Origin of the sequence: Neobacillus sp. 204, from assembly GCF_046562815.1 — a bacterium.
GTDB lineage: Bacteria > Bacillota > Bacilli > Bacillales > Cytobacillaceae > Neobacillus.
Genome location: NZ_JBJORY010000008.1, coordinates 41117 through 60034, shown reverse-complemented (window position 1 = coordinate 60034; position 18918 = coordinate 41117). Strand labels below are relative to the sequence as shown.

Below are 18918 nucleotides of genomic sequence, written 5' to 3'. Positions count from 1 at the left end.
CGGGCGCTTTAATTGAAGAAAGATCACAGAAATGATGAAACTTTTTTATAAAAGAATGATTCAATTGAATCTATTTCAAAACATGCTTTTTCTTTTTGCTCTTTTATCAAGGTTTAAAGAGTGAAGTTAATCAAATTTTATTTCAAGGGTACACTTAATGTTACCTAATCCATCTATATTCATGGTATATTATGGAAGTGTCGATATTTTGAAAGGGGAGAAAGGAATGACTAACTTAGTGTTTAAACAATTTGGGATGACAAGAGGTTATTTTATTAAAAATGTAGAATCAGTTTCGAAGGAAATAGTAAATGTACAACCAGACTGTTTTAACAACACGATTCAATGGCATATCGGCCATGTATTAACGGTTACTGAACAGTTTATGTTCGGCTTCCCTCACAAAACGGCCCATCTTCCGGTAAACTATATCGAATTATTTGGGAACGGCACAAAGCCGGCTGATTGGAAAGGCGATGTACCTACCGTAGGTGAGCTCGTTATACAGTTGAAAGATCAATTAGTGCGTCTTCAACAAATTCCTGCTGAACGGTTAAATGAAACGCTTGAAAAACCATTTATGGGACTTGAAACCTTTGGAGAATTAGCCGGTATGGCGTTACTACACGAAGCAAACCATTTGGGACGAATTCAAACGATGAAGCGCGTCATTGAACTTACAGGAGTAAAGAATTAAATATGCTTTTTCAACAAAAGGGCGCTTTCCTTGAGTGAAGAAAGTGTCCTTTTTTTTGTATTGCAAGTGTTCTCATGGTTCGGTAATTTGTTTTTGTCTGCTATTGAGGAATATGATTAATACTCTCCTACAGTAGGAGAGTGAAAGAATAATGTTATTATCAGAAGCGTGGGAAAAGTATCAGCAAGATAAAAACTTGAGGGATATTCCTTTATAAACGGCAGCTTCATTATGGTACCTATTACTAACTGAGTTATTTGACGTAGTTGGCTAGTAAAATGTCGCCCTTTGCTAGTTACAGGGCTACATTGAATAGGTAATATAATATCTGTCCCGTTAACTAGGCAGAACACAATCACAACCAAAAAACTAGTGAATGTGTAGATAGATAAAGGAGGACCCATTATGAAGTCTCATACTCGTATTAAAATCCCAGCAGGATTTTGGGCAGGCATACATCAATTAGGGATTGCCCCCCACGACGTGGCTCGAAAAGCACGACTACCGCTCACTATTATTACTGACCCAGATGTCACCACCGACCAATATTTCGCGATTTGGCAGGCTTATTCGGATCTCGTTGATGACACTGCCGAAGGAATTATCAAGCTTACGACCGTCTTTGAAACATCGCATTACCCACCCCCAGTCTTAGCGACTTACCATGCTCGTGACTACCGTAACGCTCTAAAACGAATGGCACGGTACAAACAACTGTGTCCCCCTGAAAGCTTACGTATCACCGAGGGAATTGAGTACTGTACCATTGAACTAGATTGGTTGTATACCGAGCAACCAGGTCCACCGATGTTGGTTGGAATCACTCTGGCGTTTCTTTTGGAGCTTGGACGTCGAGGCACAGGTAAACCTTTGATGGCGAGATTTGTCGAATTTTCACACTCGATGGGAGACATACAGGCACTTGAAGCTTACTTCGGCTGCAATATCCAGATTGGTGCAAATTGTAACAGGTTGACGCTACATCGAGGAGATCTGGACCTCCCTTTTGTCTCGTACAACGAAGAGTTGCTGGAGATTCTGACTCCCGTATTAGACAAATCGTTGGATGAGCAGCAAAGCAGTCGCTCAATCACCGAAATGGTCAAGTGGATCATGAAACGTGGCCTAACAGGAGGGCGCCCTGACATTCAGACTGTCGCGAGCGAGTTGGGAATGAGCGATCGCACCTTGCAGCGACGTCTTACTGACGAAGGCACGAGCTTTAAGCATCTTTTGACACAAGTCCGACATAAGTTGGCACAAGAGTACTTGGCAGACCCCTCGTTCGATATTAAAGAAGTAGCCTTCATGATTGGATATGAAGACCAGAACTCGTTCTACCGCGCCTTCCGCATTTGGGAAGGTGATACTCCCTTAAATTGGCGGACTGAATATTTAGGTAAATTCCGATAAATTAACTTTGTCTTAAAAGTAAATTTTTTAACACGATATTCAAAAAGATTTACCTAATTATAACCTCAAAGGGTAGGAGCGTTTTTATATTAACTTTTTATAATCATAAAAGGTAAATGAAATGGGGAAATGTATTATGGATATGGGATTAAACAATAAAACAGCTTTAGTTACAGGATCAACGAAAGGTATAGGTAAAGCTATTTCCATTGAACTTGCCAAAGAAGGTGTCAATGTACTAATTAATGGACGAAATTATGAAGAGGTAGAACGAATTGTAAATGAAATTAAATCGGATTTCCCGGCTACCTCTCCTCAAAACGCTACAGCCGATATTGTCGATATTCAACAAAGAGAAGCTTTATTTAAAAAATACCCCACTATTGATATTTTAGTTAACAATATGGGTATTTATGAAATTATGCAATATGAGGACATTGACGATGAAGTATGGGAAAAATACTTCCGTACTAATGTTCTTGCTGCAAATGGATTATCTAAATTTTATTTACCTAAAATGTTAAAAAATGATTATGGTCGCATTATCTTTATTGCGAGTGAAGAAGCAATCATGCCTTCAGGACAAATGCCTCAGTATTGTATGACAAAATCAATGCTATTATCATTGTCAAAAAGCTTATCCAAATTAACAATAGGAACAGAAGTTACAGTCAATACAATCATGCCAGGACCAACCCTCTCTGAAAATGTTTATCAAATAATTGAGGGTATATACCCTAATGATGATATGACTTTTTTAGAAAAAGAGAAAGAATTTATGACTACAAATCTACCTCAATCTGAAATACAACGATTTATCAAGCCAATTGAAATAGGTAGATTAACTACATTTGTGTGTAGTCCTTATGCATCCACATTTAAAGGTTCTCCAATTCGTATGGATGGGGGAATGGTACCGACTATTTTTTAACATTTTTCTATTTCAAATATTGTATATAAGTTTAACAAACGTATAACAATAGGATGCGCTAATACTATAGAATTGGAGTTTCCTCTTTCCTTTCTTTTTTCACAAACGGGCGCTTTAATGGAATAAAAAGGGGCGAAACATATTAGACATGTCTAATATACTCTAGTTCACATAACATGTTATTATAAGAAGCAAAGAAGCCTTATCCTAATTGGATACAGGCTTTCTACTTGTTCGTCAAGATATACTTTTATGAATAATATAAGACCTCAGGTTATCATAAGTTAGGACTGGATTTATACTAAAACAGTTTGTTCTTCAGTCAACGCTAATAAGCGCTCTTTCACTTTTTTCACATTAACAAGCTTTTGCGAAACACCCGTTTCCATTGCAGCGTTAGCAACGGCTGCCGCTACATGAGCAGCCACTCTACGGTCAAATGGATCTGGAATCACATAATCAGCGTGAAGGTCTTCATCTGCAATTAATCCGGCAATCGCATAAACGGCTGCCAGTTTCATTTCTTCGTTGATTTCTTTCGCATGAACGTCCAAGGCACCGCGGAAAATACCAGGGAATGCTAGTACATTATTGACCTGATTTGGAAAATCAGAACGACCTGTTCCGACTACGAGTGCTCCCGCTTCAATTGCTATTTCAGGCAGGATTTCAGGAACCGGATTTGCCATAGCAAAAATGATCGAACTATGATTCATTGAACGAACCATTTCTTCCGTGACAACACCTGGGGCTGATACTCCCACAAACACATCTGCTCCCACAAGAGCATCTGCCAATGTACCTTGTTCTTGTTTTTTATTGGTGATACGAGCCATTTCCTCTTTAAATGGATTCATTCCGAACGGGCGTCCTTCATAAATGATTCCTTTTGTATCACATAAAATGATGTCTTTTACACCCATATGCAGTAGCAACTTGACAATCGCCACGCCGGCAGCACCGGCACCGTTTGCTACAACGCGAATCTCTTCTATTTTTTTGTCAACTAGTTTCAAAGCATTGAGCAACCCAGCAGCCGTTACAATAGCTGTACCGTGCTGATCATCATGAAAAATAGGAATATTACAAGACTTTCGTAGCCGATCTTCAATTTCAAAGCATTGCGGTGCTGCGATGTCTTCTAAGTTCACTCCGCCAAAAGTCGGTTCCAATAATTTAACGACCTCCACAATCTTGTCCGGATCTGTGGTATCTAAGCAAATCGGGAATGCATCCACATCAGCAAACGCTTTGAATAACAATGCTTTTCCTTCCATGACCGGCATGGCAGCTTTTGGGCCGATATTTCCAAGACCGAGTACGGCTGTTCCATCTGAAACAACGGCAACAAGATTCCCCTTCATAGTGTATTCATACGCTTTGCTTTCATCTTCATAAATTTCCAAGCATGGATCCGCTACACCTGGAGAATAAGCGAGACTTAAATCTTTCGCATTGCGTACTGGAACTTTTGAATGAACACCAAGCTTTCCTTGATTTTCCTTGTGCATCTTTAATGCTTCTTCACGTAAAGTTGACATACAATATCTCTCCTTAATTTAAAAAACAGTAAAAAATAATATGTTTATATTGAACAATCTAATATCCCTTCATTAGAATGCAAGTATCTTAAGCTGCTTCCTGCTGAAAACAAGGATCATTGAAGTATACAACTTCAGAAAGAATTTTACAGCCCTTCATGTTTTTTAGAGCATCTTTTGCTTCTTCTTCAGTTTCGAATTCAAACAAGGAAATATTTGAATTTAAAAAACGAGTTATAATCCACATAAAAATTCCTCCTGATTTTTAAAGTAATTTCTGTCCTGCAGACAGTACGTCTATTAATTTGCCTAAAGATAAGGATGATTTAGTGTTAATGAAGTCCTAATCCAGGGTTTGAAGAAGTAATTATTAATTGCTATGGACCAATGATAAGGCAATAATGGAAATAAATAAAATGGTAAAAAATTATAATGAGATATAAAAAACTTATATATGGAAGAATTAGGAATAAAATAGTAAGATTACCCTAATTGGGAAATACTGAAGGTTCTCTATAATCAGAAGAACCTAACGAAAGCAGCACGGCTTTTATTTATTACTCAACCTGATGCCTTATTTTAAAACAAAAACATGTTGGGGTTTACGAAGGATTACTTTATGATTATGAGAAAAATGGTGGAATATAACAGACAAGGGTGGACTATAAAAAACGAGTAATTACATTGGCTTGGTAATACGAACATAAGGTTCAATAAAAGAGAAGATCCTTGTTCAACGGCTAGTTATTTGTAAGGGCGAGGATATTACCTAGACGGCGTTTATTTATTAAAAATGTTTAATTTTTTGAAAAAGTAATTAAAATTACTCCTCAGTAAGAGGTTGCAGGTACCCCTTATTGGAGTAAACCTACAGTCGAAATGTTTTGTGAACAGGAGAAGGAACGATTGAAAAAGGAATAAGGTAGAAGCTGTTAACGGCAATGTAGCTTGGGAGGTTTCCAAGCTATTTTTTAATTGTATTTTATTATGAATGAATCGGTGAAGTTCTTGCGAATAAACCAGGGTGTTTCATGATAATAAAGTTGTTTAAAAATGATAGTCATGTTATTCAACAATCGGGCGCTTTTCTGTAATAGGGAAGGCGTCTTTCCTTATTAATCGGGCCAGATTCTTGAATAAGAAAATGAAAATTCAGATAGTAAATCGAAGTTCGGAATGTTAAAATTTGGTTAGAAAGTTTGATGATGGGAAGGTGTAATGGATTCTTTAGAAGCCGAAAAGCATTGATGAATTAACGAGGTATAAAATCCTGCATAAATAATAAATGGTGATAAGCTGAAACCCCTTGAGCTTCATTTGCTCATTTCCGATGTCACAAATCAGATCCTTACATCGTTATATGTACGAAACGAAAAAAAGGAGCTGAGGAATGATGAACGACTTGACATGCATAATCATCGGAGGCGGCCATGTAGGGCTTGGAGCGCTCAAAGCAATAAAGGAAAAGACCCGACAAATGGCGAACGGACAGCGGATTCGGTTTGTTCTGTTAGACAAACAGCCCGGTCATGTGCGCAAAATACTGTTGTTCCGGCCGGCCGTGGGCGAGGAAAATATTATGATTCCATGGATGCATTATGAGTTTTCAGAAGGAGTCGAATTCGTGCAAGGTACGGTGACGTTTGTGGATAGTGGGGAAAAACAGATTCGATATGAGGATACGCAAGGAAATAATGCTCAAATTCGTTATGACCTTTTAGTCGTGGCGGTCGGTAGCGTCGTTCGGCAACCTGATCCTGATCAGGGTGGCATTTCTTTAACCGATCAGCAAACCGCGGCAGTCATCAGGGAGCGCTGGCGCGCCAATCTACGGCAAGCTGTTGGAGAGACAAATCCGAAAGAACGAAAGCGACTGATGACAGTCGCAGTTTCGGGGGCGGGTATCAGTGGTATTGAGACATCCGCCGAGCTGGCACTTGAGATGCAGAAGGAGGCATCGTCACTAGGACTGAATCCGTCCGATATCTCTGTCTATTTGCTAAGTGCACATGAACGATTGTTCATGGAAGGACCCGAGAAAGTTGGACGCAAATTGGATCAGATACTCAGCGAATGTGGAGTGACAGTGCTTTACAACCGCAAGGTGATGCGGGAGGAAGCAGGAGTGGTGACGTTGAACAATGGCGATCGTCTGCCAGTTGGTCTATGTATATGGACGATTGGTCTGATTCCGAATCCGGCCCTTCGTACTATGGGCTTGCCTCTTACTCCTGATGGCCAAGTGCTGGTGGATGAATCCTATCGCGTTCAAGGTGCACCGGGCGTATACAGCATTGGCGACTGTACGAGAGTCGTCGACCCGAAAACCGGCAAGGCGGATCGGATGAGGTGCGGAGAAGGTGGGTTACAGGCAGATCGACTGGGGAAAATCGTGATGGCCGATCTGGAGGGCAGCCCCGCGCCGGTTCACAAATCGGTGATGGATTTCTTCTGCATCGGCCTGGGGGAAAATCGAGGATTGGTGTGGGGACGCAAATGGGGAATTGATATGATTATAACAGGAAAGTTTGCGTGGAAATTCAGGAATCTGGCATGGGATGCAGGCAGTAAGCTTCTATAGAAACAAAGAGACCAAGATTTCCATATTTCTAACAGCACGGAAAAGGAGAGACAACGAATGGAAGAACTATATGATCAATATAAAGCGCTGCTGTTCACACTGGCTTATCAGTTGACAGGCTCTGTAGAAGACGCGGAAGATGTGGTGCAGGATGTGTTTTTTAAGGCGTATGAGGTACTTCCGGAACGTTTGGAGGAGCCAAAGGCGTATTTGTGCAAAATGGTAACCAATCGCTGTCTCGATCTGCAAAAGTCGGCGAGGAAGAGGAGGGAAGTTTACGTCGGTCCGTGGCTCCCCGAACCGATTCAGACGCCGGAGGCTACTCTAGAGATGACGGTTGTACGCAACGATCTGTTGTCGTACGCTATGCTGGTACTGTTGGAGCGGTTGACGCCGACAGAGCGGGTGGTTTTCGTCCTGCGTGAGGCGATGGGCTTCAATTATTCCGAAATAGCTGAACTGCTCGGCAAGCGAGAGGCGAATTGCCGCAAGCTGATGAGTCGGGCAAGAACCAAGATGGAAATATCCGAAGAGGAGACGGTCATGGCCGAAGCGGTCGAATCGAAATGGGTTAGCCGGTTTCTCACATCCCTCGAGGAAGGTAACGTCGATCATGTATTGTCTCTGCTGACCGAAGACGTCATGTTCGTCGCCGACGGAGGAGGAAAAGCAACCGCGTTCAAGCATCCAGTGCAAATGCGTGATCGTGTAGCTCGAGTCTTGCTCAAAGGGTTCGAGGACACAGCGTTCTATTTTCAAGAAAAGATTCACTTTGAGATTGTTCCGCTGAACGGTGAAACTGGTATATTGCTTCGTGCGGGAGACGAAATCGTGGCCGCTATATTTATACAACCCCTCCGCGGAAAGATCGCAAGAATATACGCCGTACGAAACCCAGATAAGCTTACCAGAGTTTAGGTAGTCGTACGTGGGCGTGGGTCATACCGTTTAAACGATGATCGTGGATTGCAAATTTATCACGAAGAGTCAACAATGCGTTGTTTGTAAAATGTAAGTACAAGAAAAAGGGGGAGTAAAAAATATGATAAATTATTACGATCGTACATTTGTTTCAATTGTGAAAATACAGCTAACGGAGAAGTTTCTTCAAAAACAACTTTTAGATATAAGCAAGAGGGGAATATTATCTCAGCAACGTATAGTGGAGGAGAAATCGTCAAAGGTTTACTAATTGGTATTGCTAGTGAAGATGGTAGCTTAGAGTTAGATATAACCACGTAAATACAAAAAATGAAATAAGAGGAGGAGAATGTGTTTCGACTCCTGAAATCTTAGCTGATGGGCGAATTAGACTGTATGAGAAATGGAAATGACTTGATGCTGAAGAAACTGAGGGAAATTCAATTATTGAGGAAGTTATAATATAAATTCAAAAGGTATTATTCAACAAACGGGCGCAATTCCAGAATAAGAAATGCGCTCTTTCTTTATGTAAAGGGCCAGATAATTAGGAAAAATAATATTCTAAATAATTTTTCTATTATTTTTAACTAACAGAATTGTTTTATTATTCAGATATGTTATAATAGACCGATCTAAAAAAGAAAAGAGTGTTATAATGCGTAAGCATAAAAAATCATTTGAAGAGTTAATAAAAGAGAATAAGCAAGAATTACTTAAAGATAAACAAGCAATCGAAAAAATTGAAAAGCGTATAGAAAAACGCCATGAGGTTAAAAAGCTAGCTTAATATAGAAATTCTTATTTACGGGTAGCATTAGTAAAATAACTGAGGTGCCATTTTTGTAGCTTTTTTACATTTTCTTTATTCAGCAAACGGGCGCGATTGTTGAGCAACATAGATAGAAAAATGATCAACTTTATTTTAAAGCAACATTTGGATGGAGATGAAAAGCACCGATTCTGGATGAAGAAGAGCAGCTGATAGTTGATTACATTTATACAATCTATCTCATTCAAAATCTAGAGAGAGATCATCAAACAGCCAGCACATTAAACTTTAAAATCCCGGAGGTGTTGCTTCCCTATAGGCCTAGTCACAGGGTTGCTGCCATAGACCGTAAAGTAGCAGGATAAGTTGAGAGATGATGGGGAACACAGGAACAAAGTGCATGCTCCTTATGTTGTTTCTAGGGTCCGTTTCTGAATAGCTCTGTATAAAGAGCCTTGTGAAATACCAGTACCATCTATAATTTCTTTTACAGATCATTCCTTACTGTCATACATTCGTAAAGCCAAAGCTATTTTATCCTTGTCAACCTTTGGTCTTCCAAGCTTTTTCCCGCGCTTCTTGCTTGCTTCTAATCCTTCTTATACCCGTTCAGCGATCAGATTCCGTTCCAATTCGGCAATAACACACATCATTTGAAACATAGCCTTTCCTGTTGACGTTCGTGTATCCATATTCTCCTTTAAAGAAACAAATTGTACCTATATCTTTAAACTCTTGAATGATGGTTAGAATATCAATCGTTTTACGGCCTAAACGTGAATACTCTCGGCTACAACGATATCATTTGCTCGAATCATATTCATTAAAGTCTGCAGACCTTGACGGTTTTTCACCTGTAACTTTTCATTTGTTTTGTCGTTTTTTTATCAACGAAAATGACGCATAAAAGGGTATACGAGAATTTTGTATACAAAGAAGATTTTCAAACTAAAAAATCTGATTCCCCAAATATTTGAGGAATCAGATTTTTTGATCAAGATACAAAGGATAAGTGGGTAAACCAGCTTACACAAATAACATCTAAATATACTCATGCACCTTTGGATAAAGTACTTATCGTCATTCGTGAAATGATTCCAGGAAACTGGGGACAAAGTGGTGTAACGGGAGCAGATAAAGACTTTCTTTCCAAAAGTCGGACATTTTAAAAACGCACGCATTCGAATAAAAATTCAAATAGATAATAATGGAGGTAATTTTAATGGTTAAAAATTTACAGGATACAACTACGTTGCATAACGGGATAAAAATGCCTTGGTTTGGTATAGGAGTATTTAAAGTAGAAGAGGGACCTGAGTTAGTTAATGCGGTAAAAGCAGCTATTAAGAATGGTTATCGTAGTGTTGATACTGCAGCTATCTATGGAAATGAAGAAGGAGTCGGACAAGGCATCCGTGAAGGAATTTGCCCGTAAGATTCGTGAGGAGGTTAGCATTCCGGTAATTGCAGTAGGAATGCTCGAGAAACCTGCTGTAGCGGAGGCAGTGATTGGGAATGGAGATGCAGACTTGGTTGCAATTGCCCGCGGAATGCTAGTGGATCCATATTGGTCTACCCATGCAGCTATTGAATTACGGAGCAAGCAGTTAAATGTACCGAAACAATATGAACATGGTTATCATATAAAATAACGCTATTTATTGCGTGGTCAACTTAAAGACTTGGATCATTAAATATGTGAGTTTTGAATAATAACAATAAGAAGGCTATAGTGATCTATAGTCTTTTTTATTTGGCCCAATTTATTTCACCAATCTAGGGACGAGTTTTTCGGTACTTAGTCTTAATCTTAATCACAAATGAAATGATAATTTCTTAGCACTATACTAATAAACAAAAAATCCTTATTCAATTAAAGGACGCTTATCTGTAACGAGATTTGTGCTCTTTTTATGAATCGGGCCATTTAATTGAGTTAGAGTTTGAAAAAACACCAATTTTTTTATGCAACATCCAAGCTTCTTCAAAAGTCCAATAAGTATAATTGTTTATAAAAAAAAATAAAAATTGGTTGTGATGAAAAATCAACGTTCATAGCCTATTTTTGATCCAACTTTTTAAAGCTACACTTGTAAAATACATACAGTCTATGGATTAAACTTCCAAATCAAAAGAATTGCTTCAATACCCCCGAGGGTATATATTAAGTGTAAGATATGTATACCCATATAGGTATATAGATAGATGAGCTTTGTCTATAGTTTAAATGAAAAATAAGTATGGCATAGGCTTATTAATAAGGAGGCGTTATGGTTGGAATATAAGCAAGGGACAAAAAATAGATTGAAACGGATTGAAGGTCAAATCCGAGGTGTACTGCGTATGTTGGAAGAGGATAAAGATTGTAGGGAAGTTGTAACCCAGTTGTCTGCATCACGTACAGCGATCGACCGCACTATAGGTCTAATTGTAGCAGAGAATCTGGAACAATGTTTACGTGATCAGATAGAAACAGGGAAATACGGTGATAGGGACCTTGTGAAAGAAGCTGTTGAGCTGTTAGTGAAAAGCCGATAATTTACAGCAAAAAGTTTTTTTTTACGATGTGATATACCCCGTGGGGTAATTAAGAAGACTTTTGCTGATTTATACGAACAACTTAAGAGTTATATAAAAACATCGATATGCAGAAAAGGCGCATATAAGATTTATGCGTTCAAGTGTCAATTCAATAACATTATAAATTCGGATTTTTTAAACTAGAGGAGAAGGATGTGCTTAAAATGGGGAAAAGCAAAAAGGTTGTTATTGTTGGTGGAGTCGCAGGGGGAGCAACAGCAGCTGCCAGATTACGCCGATTGGATGAAAACGTTGAGATTGTCATGTTTGAAAGAGGAGAATTTATTTCCTTTGCCAACTGCGGTTTGCCTTATTACATTGGCGGAAGTATTGACTCACGCGAAAAGTTATTGCTGCAAACTGTAGAGGGAATGTCAAATCGCTTCAATATGGATATTCGCAACTTTAGTGAAGTGACAAAAATAAATCGCAGCAATAAGACGATTACAGTGAGAAACGTGCAGACTGGAGAAGTATATGAAGAAACTTATGATGTTTTAATTTTATCTCCTGGAGCAAAACCGATTAAACCTGAGATTTCTGGAATCCAAAATGCTAACAACTTATTTACGTTACGCAATATTCCGGATACAGATAAAATCAAAAGCTACGTTGAGTCAAACAAGGTGCAACAAGCAGTTGTTATCGGCGGAGGATTCATAGGCGTTGAGATGGCAGAAAATTTATGGGAACTTGGTATCCATGTGTCTTTGGTGGAGGCAGGAAATCAAATTATGGCTCCTGTAGATTATGAGATGGCAACTATGTTGCATAGTCATCTAAAGGAAAAGGGAGTACGTCTTATTTTAGAGGATGGGGTAAAAGCCTTTGAAAACAACGGAAAAAAAGTCGTGTTGAATAGCGGTGATGTTCTGGATGCTGACATGATCATTTTCTCTATCGGGGTTGCTCCGGAAAGCATATTGGCCAAAGAAGCTGGTTTAGCTCTTGGGGTAAAGAACACGATTAAAGTCGAACCAACTCTTCAAACAGAAGATCCTTCTATATATGCAATCGGGGATGCGATTGAAGTGGTGGATTTTGTGAATGGAAATCCTACAATGATCCCTCTTGCATGGCCTGCAAACCGTCAAGGACGTTTGGCTGCAGATCATATAGCAGGAATGGACGTTCGTTATAACGGCACAATGGGGACATCTATAGCCAAAGTGTTTGACCTAACAGTAGCTGCTACAGGGAATAACGAAAAGACATTGAAGCGGCTAGAATTGCCATATGAAGCGATCCATATCCATCCTAACTCTCATGCGGGATATTATCCTGGTGCAGCTCCAATTTCTCTTAAATTATTGTTCCATCCAACAAACGGAAGGATATATGGTGCGCAGGCAATCGGATCCGATGGCGCGGATAAACGAATTGATGTGATAGCGACTGCCATAAAAGGGAAATTGACAGTGCATGATTTACCGGATCTAGAACTTTCCTATGCTCCTCCCTATTCATCTGCGAAAGACCCTGTAAATATGGCGGGTTATGTGGCAACTAACATCATCGACGGTATGGTAGAGACAGTGCAATGGCATGAGATTGATACACTTGTACAAAATGGGGAACTTCTCATCGATGTTCGAGAACCGGTTGAAAGAGAAATGGGGTATATTCCAGGTTCCCTCAATATCCCATTAAACGATATAAGGAAGCACCTAAACGAATTGCCGAAAGACAAAACGATATTTGTATCCTGCCAAGTCGGATTGCGCGGTTATTTGGCCGCTCGGATTTTGAAACAAAACGGATTTCATGTAAAGAATTTAGATGGCGGATATAAGACATATAAAGCGGTGCAGGAAAACAGCCAGCCAGAACATCGCCTATCAGAAGATAAAGAAACCTATGCTGTGAAGGAGGCAGAGAATATGGATTCAGTAAAAACGGTAACAATGGATGCTTGTGGTCTGCAATGCCCAGGACCCATTCTGCGAGTGAAAGAACAACTGGAGGAGTTGAATGAGGGGGATATACTGGAGGTATCTGCTTCTGATCCCGGCTTTGCCAGCGATATAAAAGCCTGGAGCAAACGTACAGGACATACACTTGTTTCTTCTTCCTTTGAAAACAAAGTAGTAAAAGCTGTAATCCAAAAAGGAAATGCAAATAGTCACACTGTAAGATCAGCTGCTTCTGAAACAAAAAACGGAGCTACCATGGTTGTTTTCAGCGGAGATTTAGATAAAGCGATGGCTTCTTTTATCATCGCGAATGGTGCTGCAGCAATGGGAAAGAAGGTTACGATGTTCTTCACATTTTGGGGATTGAATATTCTCCGCAGAGAAGATGCTCCGAGTGTGGAAAAGGACTCTATGGAGAGAATGTTTGGGATGATGATGCCAAAGGGGCCTAGCAAACTGCCACTTTCTAAAATGAATATGGGCGGAATGGGAACTAAAATGATGAAAAGCGTTATGGAAAAGAAAAACGTCGATACACTAAAATCCTTGATTCAAACCGCCCAAAAAGCAGGCGTGAAACTTGTCGCATGTACAATGAGCATGGATGTGATGGGAATCAAAAAAGAAGAATTGATTGAAGGAATAGATTTTGCAGGCGTTGCAACATACTTGAGTGACACAGAAGACGCCGGTCTTAACTTATTCATCTAGTGACATGCACTGTGCCTATTAAATGAAATTGCTGGATCACGAAAAAAAACTCAACCTTGCTGAAATGAGTCCTTAAAATGGGACACTAAAAGCACCTAGACAACCTGTTTCCTGTACTCTACAGGGGACAGGTTGTCTTGTTAAAATGATCTATTAAAACGGTCCATCTTTCGACGATTTTCTTGAGGCCGTCATCGGCTTGGGACTAGAGGCTCAAGCTCTGTCTATCACCCAAAGCACCCATAGACATGCATCCAAGAGGTTGTCCACGCTGCACCGTATGCAGGAGGTTCCTTACTTCGGCCGAAACGATTTCACGGAAGAAGGAACTTCAACTAAGGGTTGGCACTAAACTGTTAATGATTCAGACCCAAACCCAGACCAAATACAATTTCCTCATCATTCAAATCAAACTTATCTTCGAGTGCTTCATGATAAAGCATGAAAAACTTAATTTCTAAGATTCCATAAAAATAGCCGAATGAGTTTTTGATGTTGTTGTTGAACTTCAGCTTCCTGATTAGCTGTTTAAAGGATTGGATGGCGACATCTAGGATGAGTTTGGGATCATATTCCCAAAGGTGTTGATAGGCGGTGATTTTCACTATTTTCCAATACTCCTCGATTGTCTTTGCTTCAGGAAAGAAGCATTTCACCAACTGAACAAAAGGCTGTGGAACTCGGTCGTTCACATAAGTATGATCTAATTCGGATGGTTCTTCTTTACGTTCTTTTATCTTTTGATCTTTTTCAGTTTTTAAAAGATTATTAGTTTCTTTAGGGGGGTTCAAGATTTCCTCTTTGGGTAGTTCATTTGAAGGAAAGCGATTAAACGAATATAAATTACTAGACTGCGAACCATTTTTTCTTTCTGTTTCATAGACTGTTAGGATTCCTAAGTCCTTTGCTTTTTGAATCATTCGTTTAAAGGTAGAGCGTGAGATGCCGTTATCATTGTATTCTTCGTGAATTGCTTTTAAAATGGTCCCTATTTTAGCGTTACAAACGCCAGGTATTTTCGCAGAAAAACGAACCAGCCGCTTTAATCCGACCAGTGCTCCTTTTGAAAAATCATGCTTATGTACCGCTAACCACATTTCGATATGTGTATTCAATTCCTGTAGCGAACTAAATTGTGAAAACTGCTCGAATCCTTCGATATTGCCAGATTTTAAACCTACCATTTCAAACACCCTTCCACCGCATGGATATGTGCTTCCAATCGCTCAAGAACGATTCCAGCACCTCAACAATATCGGGTTTCGCTACGTAAATCGAACGGCTAAAATTCACTTTTGGAGCCGTTTTTGTAACGAAACGTATCATTTTGGGGGTCAAAAGTGATTTTTGAAGCCGATTTTTGCAATTTCAGCTAGTTTTCATATCATTTTGTATCATTGAGAAATCTACCAAATCGGGGGGGGGAAGGTTAATTCTGGTGATTTTTTTGTGGAAAGGTGTGGTATTTCCTGGTGAATATTTTTGTTGTTATCGACAATCTTCGTTCTAGGTTGCAAGGGGAATTCCTATACACCAGTACTTATAGCTGTTTTAACCAAACGTTTGATTAGTATAGCCTATATCGTATTCAGTCGAAAGGGTGTCGGTTAGTGAAGATTGAGGTTAAAATGCTGTTTTTCACCAATTTTTTTTTCGTTTTCTAACAATTTATTTATGAGTAGGGAAGGACTAACCCAGATTTATCAAGGGCTGAAGTGATATTAATCAAACGTTTGATTAGAAGGGAAACTTGAGGGAAATGAGCGAAGTTTGTTATAGACCATGGGGAAATAAGGGACAGTTGAATAAGGATTTGCCTTATGTGTTAATATTTATAAAATGTTACATTAATTTTCTGGAGGAATCGTTATGGATAATACACCAGATAAAAGTTCAGTAATGATTGATGGAGATAAAGAAACAGTTTGGAATGCTATTACAGATGAGGATAAACTCTTACACTTTTTCCTATAACATCACCTTTGATTGTCTTGATTATTCCTTGACAGGAATATTCCTATTTGGGTATATTATTAAGGAATATTGATTAAAAGGAGTTGGGAAAATAAGAGATGGATTATACAACAATCTTAAGCGCTCTTGCCGAGCCTAGTAGGTTACAGATTGTTGAATTACTTCGTAGGGGCCCGCTAACAGTGGGGGAAATAGCAGACCATCTTCATATTCGCCAGCCTCAAGCATCTAAACATCTCCGTGTACTGCATGAAGCGGGAATGGTGGAGTTTAATGCAGAACGGAATCGTCGAATCTACAAGCTGAGGCCAGAGCCCTTCAAAGCCTTAGAGTCATGGCTGAAAGAATACCGTGACATTTGGGAAGAAAAATTTGACAACTTGGATCGTTATTTGCAGGATCTGCAAAAGAGAGATAATAAAGAGAATGAAAACTAAAATTATTGGAGGAATCATAATGTCAACTCAAATCAAAATCACTCATACTTTCAATGCTCCACGTGAACTTGTGTTTAAGGCATTCACTGAATCAGAACACCTAAAGAACTGGTGGGGGCCAAAAGGATGGACGTTTGAGGTTTCTAAATCAGATTTCCGTCAGGGCGGTGTCTTTCATTACAGCCAGAAACCTGCTGACGGCAACGTAATGTGGGTTAAATTTGTATACAGTGAAATGATTGCACCAGAGAAAATCGTTTACACTAGTTTCTTTTCCGATGAAGAGGGTAACAATGTACGTGCACCCTTTGACGCAAATTGGCCTATGGCAACCCTGAATACCATTACGTTCAGCGAGGACGAAGGAAAAACAACCCTTACAATGATTGTGGCTCCCGTATCCCCGACTGAAGAAGAGATCAAAACCTTCGAGGATTCAAAAGAGATGGCTCAGGAAGGATATACCGGAACTCTTGATCAATTAGATGAATACCTAACAAAGATATAAACCGTTTAAAATAGCCGCAGCAAAAAACACCGACTACCGGTGTTTTTTGTTATTGTGTGCCCGGCATGAAATTCAGGGGTCAGACTCCCATTCAACTCATTTTTGCAGGCAATTTTAGAGCGAAACGTCAAAAAACAGCTTCAAAAATGTTATTTGAAGGCTATTTTTGCATTTTACCATTGAATTTGGGGGAATTTTATCGGTTGTTGACACAAGAGACCCAAAACGATTATTTTGCTACTTTGTATAATGTAAGTAAATAGGAAATCAGGAAGATCTATTGGGACTTTCTGATGATCTGGTGGAAATATCTTGGGGGTGATTACAGCCAACGAAATGTATCATCCCGGACATATTTTTTACCACTAAATTACAGAAAGTGTACCACTGAATGACAGATTGTTTACCATTCCATGTCTTCTGGATGATCAAAGATAAAAAAACCATATTTTTTGGAATCAAAATGTTATACCTGCTATACCAATTTAATGGTTCTTCAATTAGATCAGTCTTCCGCAATAGGGCCATTTAGTTGAAGATCTCATCAGATAAGTAATAATATTTAAAGGAATAATTCATTCTGATAAAGAATATTAAAAAATGTGATGATAAGGAGGCGATTGTATGGTTAATCATGTAGAAAATCTATATAACTATCATGTATGGGCAAATCAACGGATTATTGATCATCTTAAGACACTTTCTCCTGAGAAATATCAAAAGGAAATGAAAAGTGTCTTTTCTTCTGTTTCAAAGGTTTTGTCACATATCTATTTAGTGGACTATGGATGGCTTAATATCCTCGAAGGTCAGAATATGAACGAAGCAATGCAATCTTCATTACAACTTCAAGAAAAGATAGAGAAACTGCCCATTGAAGACTTAGAAATGGAATTCCACACTTTATCAACCCGGTTTAAATCCTTTTTGAAAAGTCAGGAGGATATAGAAAAGAGGATTATGCTGGATAATCCATGGGCAAGTTTAAGAGAAACAAGTCTATCTGAAATGATCTTACATGTTGTGAATCATGGAACCTATCATAGAGGGAATATTTCAGCTATGTTGCATCAATTGGGTGATTCTTCAGTTATGACTGATTATGCTTTTTATTGGTATTCTGATAATGTGATTCATCAGAAATAGGTAAGAGAAGAGTAATCCATTTTTTCTTCAAAAAGGTGACGTTTGTTGAGAACGAGAGCTGTTTACACAGCTCTTTCTTTCAGCTAACGGATAGCTTTAATCAAACAATTGTTGATCTAAAATGATCTGACTCTTCTTTGATATTTAACATTACCAGCTAGAATAAGTTAATTGCTTTTACAATACCCCATAAGGGAGGAGAGGAATTTATGGTCAAAAAACTGATCGTCGGCGACGCAACGCATGAACTGGCCACTACGCGCCGCATTCTGGAACGCTTGCCCGAGGAGCATATGTCGTGGAAGCCGCACGAGAAATCGATGACGCTCGGCGGGCTGGCCACGCACCTGATCAACCTGCTAAACTGGCAAGTCGCGATTTTTCAGTACCCGGAGTTCGATCTTTCGACCGTGCCGCTGAGGCGCGAGCCTTTGGAAAAACGCGCTGACGTTCTGGAGGAGTTCGACGCAAACGTCGGCAAGTTGGAAAAGCTGCTCGCCGAATGCGAAGAGAAAACGCTCGGCGAGGAATGGACGCTGCGCCACGGCGACCATATCATCCTCCGAGAGCCGCGGGCGATCGCGCTCCGCACCTTCGGATTAAGCCACATGGTTCATCACCGGGCGCAGCTCGGGGTTTATTTGCGGCTTCTCAATATTCCGGTGCCGGGCATCTACGGCCCCTCGGCCGACGAGGAAGCCCAATGAATTAAGTTTCTCAATCCAATACTCGCCAAAAAGTAGTAGGGCACCGGCATGACCGCCGGTACTCTACTACAAGGGACAAGAATGAT

The 18918-nt window shown here is 39.7% G+C and carries 16 protein-coding genes and 5 pseudogenes; 17 read left to right on the top strand and 4 right to left on the bottom strand.

The window, feature by feature from the left end; genetic code table 11:
- Positions 1-226 precede the first annotated feature (226 nt).
- The 3 genes from ACJ004_RS17210 to ACJ004_RS17200 all read left to right on the top strand — a co-directional run bounded on the left by ACJ004_RS17210 (position 227) and on the right by ACJ004_RS17200 (position 3041).
- A complete protein-coding gene (locus ACJ004_RS17210) occupies positions 227-697 on the top strand; it encodes a DinB family protein (RefSeq protein WP_410894376.1) in 471 nt (156 codons plus the stop codon).
- Positions 698-1102: 405 nt separating this feature from the next.
- A complete protein-coding gene (locus tag ACJ004_RS17205) occupies positions 1103-2110 on the top strand; it encodes an AraC family transcriptional regulator (RefSeq protein ID WP_410894375.1) in 1008 nt (335 codons plus the stop codon).
- Between the two features lie 136 nt (positions 2111-2246).
- The gene (locus ACJ004_RS17200; protein ID WP_410894374.1) at positions 2247-3041 is read left to right on the top strand and encodes an SDR family NAD(P)-dependent oxidoreductase; all 795 of its coding nucleotides are present in this window, start codon (positions 2247-2249) and stop codon (positions 3039-3041) included.
- A 296-nt stretch (positions 3042-3337) separates the two neighbouring features.
- On the opposite strand, the gene ystJ is transcribed toward ACJ004_RS17200, so the two are convergent.
- Entirely contained in the window at positions 3338-4582 is a 1245-nt protein-coding gene (gene ystJ / locus ACJ004_RS17195) for an NADP-dependent malic enzyme (RefSeq protein ID WP_410894373.1), read from the bottom strand.
- 88 nt (positions 4583-4670) lie between these two features.
- The gene (locus ACJ004_RS17190; RefSeq protein ID WP_410894372.1) at positions 4671-4829 is read right to left on the bottom strand and encodes a hypothetical protein; all 159 of its coding nucleotides are present in this window, start codon (positions 4827-4829) and stop codon (positions 4671-4673) included.
- A gap of 1146 nt (positions 4830-5975) precedes the next feature.
- Here ACJ004_RS17190 and ACJ004_RS17185 point away from each other — a divergent pair.
- The 4 genes and pseudogenes from ACJ004_RS17185 (at position 5976) to ACJ004_RS17175 (ending at position 8874) form a co-directional block, all read left to right on the top strand.
- A complete protein-coding gene (locus tag ACJ004_RS17185; RefSeq protein WP_410894630.1) occupies positions 5976-7163 on the top strand; it encodes an NAD(P)/FAD-dependent oxidoreductase in 1188 nt (395 codons plus the stop codon).
- 57 nt (positions 7164-7220) lie between these two features.
- Positions 7221-8081: an RNA polymerase sigma factor SigJ gene (gene sigJ / locus ACJ004_RS17180; protein ID WP_410894371.1), complete on the top strand. Its 861-nt coding sequence runs from the start codon at positions 7221-7223 to the stop codon at positions 8079-8081.
- A gap of 147 nt (positions 8082-8228) precedes the next feature.
- A pseudogene (locus tag ACJ004_RS30220) lies at positions 8229-8497 on the top strand (avidin-fold protein).
- 245 nt (positions 8498-8742) lie between these two features.
- Positions 8743-8874: an FbpB family small basic protein gene (locus ACJ004_RS17175; RefSeq protein ID WP_251033777.1), complete on the top strand. Its 132-nt coding sequence runs from the start codon at positions 8743-8745 to the stop codon at positions 8872-8874.
- 389 nt (positions 8875-9263) lie between these two features.
- Here ACJ004_RS17175 and ACJ004_RS17170 read toward each other — a convergent pair.
- Positions 9264-9710 (bottom strand): annotated as a pseudogene (locus ACJ004_RS17170) (recombinase family protein); the annotation flags it as partial.
- Positions 9711-9845: 135 nt separating this feature from the next.
- Between ACJ004_RS17170 and ACJ004_RS17165 the strand changes: the two are divergent.
- From ACJ004_RS17165 to ACJ004_RS17140, 6 genes and pseudogenes are all read left to right on the top strand, one after another.
- Positions 9846-10025 (top strand): annotated as a pseudogene (locus ACJ004_RS17165) (tautomerase family protein); the annotation flags it as partial.
- 53 nt (positions 10026-10078) lie between these two features.
- Positions 10079-10282: pseudogene (locus tag ACJ004_RS17160) on the top strand (aldo/keto reductase); the annotation flags it as partial.
- Complete coding sequence (locus ACJ004_RS17155) at positions 10206-10508, top strand: oxidoreductase (protein WP_486348391.1); 303 nt, start codon at positions 10206-10208, stop codon at positions 10506-10508. The pseudogene ACJ004_RS17160 and the gene ACJ004_RS17155, both read left to right, overlap by 77 nt.
- Before the next feature lie 622 nt (positions 10509-11130).
- Entirely contained in the window at positions 11131-11394 is a 264-nt protein-coding gene (locus ACJ004_RS17150; protein WP_410894370.1) for a metal-sensitive transcriptional regulator, read from the top strand.
- Between the two features lie 206 nt (positions 11395-11600).
- Positions 11601-14060, top strand: a complete 2460-nt coding sequence (locus ACJ004_RS17145) for a CoA-disulfide reductase (RefSeq protein ID WP_410894369.1) — start codon at positions 11601-11603, stop codon at positions 14058-14060.
- A gap of 157 nt (positions 14061-14217) precedes the next feature.
- Positions 14218-14397 (top strand): annotated as a pseudogene (locus tag ACJ004_RS17140) (hypothetical protein); the annotation flags it as partial.
- Positions 14398-14416: 19 nt separating this feature from the next.
- On the opposite strand, the gene ACJ004_RS17135 reads toward ACJ004_RS17140, so the two are convergent.
- Positions 14417-15244 (bottom strand): hypothetical protein, encoded by an 828-nt coding sequence (locus ACJ004_RS17135; protein ID WP_410894368.1) that lies wholly within the window; start codon positions 15242-15244, stop codon positions 14417-14419.
- Between the two features lie 888 nt (positions 15245-16132).
- Here ACJ004_RS17135 and ACJ004_RS17130 point away from each other — a divergent pair.
- From ACJ004_RS17130 to ACJ004_RS17115, 4 genes are all read left to right on the top strand, one after another.
- Complete coding sequence (locus tag ACJ004_RS17130; protein WP_410894367.1) at positions 16133-16471, top strand: ArsR/SmtB family transcription factor; 339 nt, start codon at positions 16133-16135, stop codon at positions 16469-16471.
- A 19-nt stretch (positions 16472-16490) separates the two neighbouring features.
- On the top strand, positions 16491-16979 hold the full coding sequence (locus tag ACJ004_RS17125) for an SRPBCC domain-containing protein (RefSeq protein WP_410894366.1): 489 nt from the start codon (positions 16491-16493) through the stop codon (positions 16977-16979).
- 624 nt (positions 16980-17603) lie between these two features.
- Positions 17604-18125 (top strand): DinB family protein, encoded by a 522-nt coding sequence (locus tag ACJ004_RS17120; protein ID WP_097969794.1) that lies wholly within the window; start codon positions 17604-17606, stop codon positions 18123-18125.
- A 209-nt stretch (positions 18126-18334) separates the two neighbouring features.
- Positions 18335-18832 (top strand): DinB family protein, encoded by a 498-nt coding sequence (locus tag ACJ004_RS17115; protein WP_410894365.1) that lies wholly within the window; start codon positions 18335-18337, stop codon positions 18830-18832.
- Positions 18833-18918: the final 86 nt, after the last annotated feature.

Coding starts and splice junctions, on each gene's coding strand:
- ACJ004_RS17145 (WP_410894369.1), top strand. CDS start 11,601: ATGGGGAAAAGCAAAAAGGTTGTTATTGTTGGTGGAGTCGCAGGGGGA.
- ACJ004_RS17190 (WP_410894372.1), bottom strand. CDS start 4,829: ATGTGGATTATAACTCGTTTTTTAAATTCAAATATTTCCTTGTTTGAA.
- sigJ (WP_410894371.1), top strand. CDS start 7,221: ATGGAAGAACTATATGATCAATATAAAGCGCTGCTGTTCACACTGGCT.
- ACJ004_RS17210 (WP_410894376.1), top strand. CDS start 227: ATGACTAACTTAGTGTTTAAACAATTTGGGATGACAAGAGGTTATTTT.
- ACJ004_RS17130 (WP_410894367.1), top strand. CDS start 16,133: ATGGATTATACAACAATCTTAAGCGCTCTTGCCGAGCCTAGTAGGTTA.
- ACJ004_RS17135 (WP_410894368.1), bottom strand. CDS start 15,244: ATGGTAGGTTTAAAATCTGGCAATATCGAAGGATTCGAGCAGTTTTCA.
- ACJ004_RS17205 (WP_410894375.1), top strand. CDS start 1,103: ATGAAGTCTCATACTCGTATTAAAATCCCAGCAGGATTTTGGGCAGGC.
- ACJ004_RS17120 (WP_097969794.1), top strand. CDS start 17,604: ATGGTTAATCATGTAGAAAATCTATATAACTATCATGTATGGGCAAAT.
- ACJ004_RS17125 (WP_410894366.1), top strand. CDS start 16,491: ATGTCAACTCAAATCAAAATCACTCATACTTTCAATGCTCCACGTGAA.
- ACJ004_RS17155 (WP_486348391.1), top strand. CDS start 10,206: ATGGTTATCGTAGTGTTGATACTGCAGCTATCTATGGAAATGAAGAAG.
- ACJ004_RS17185 (WP_410894630.1), top strand. CDS start 5,976: ATGAACGACTTGACATGCATAATCATCGGAGGCGGCCATGTAGGGCTT.
- ACJ004_RS17115 (WP_410894365.1), top strand. CDS start 18,335: ATGGTCAAAAAACTGATCGTCGGCGACGCAACGCATGAACTGGCCACT.
- ystJ (WP_410894373.1), bottom strand. CDS start 4,582: ATGTCAACTTTACGTGAAGAAGCATTAAAGATGCACAAGGAAAATCAA.
- ACJ004_RS17175 (WP_251033777.1), top strand. CDS start 8,743: ATGCGTAAGCATAAAAAATCATTTGAAGAGTTAATAAAAGAGAATAAG.
- ACJ004_RS17200 (WP_410894374.1), top strand. CDS start 2,247: ATGGATATGGGATTAAACAATAAAACAGCTTTAGTTACAGGATCAACG.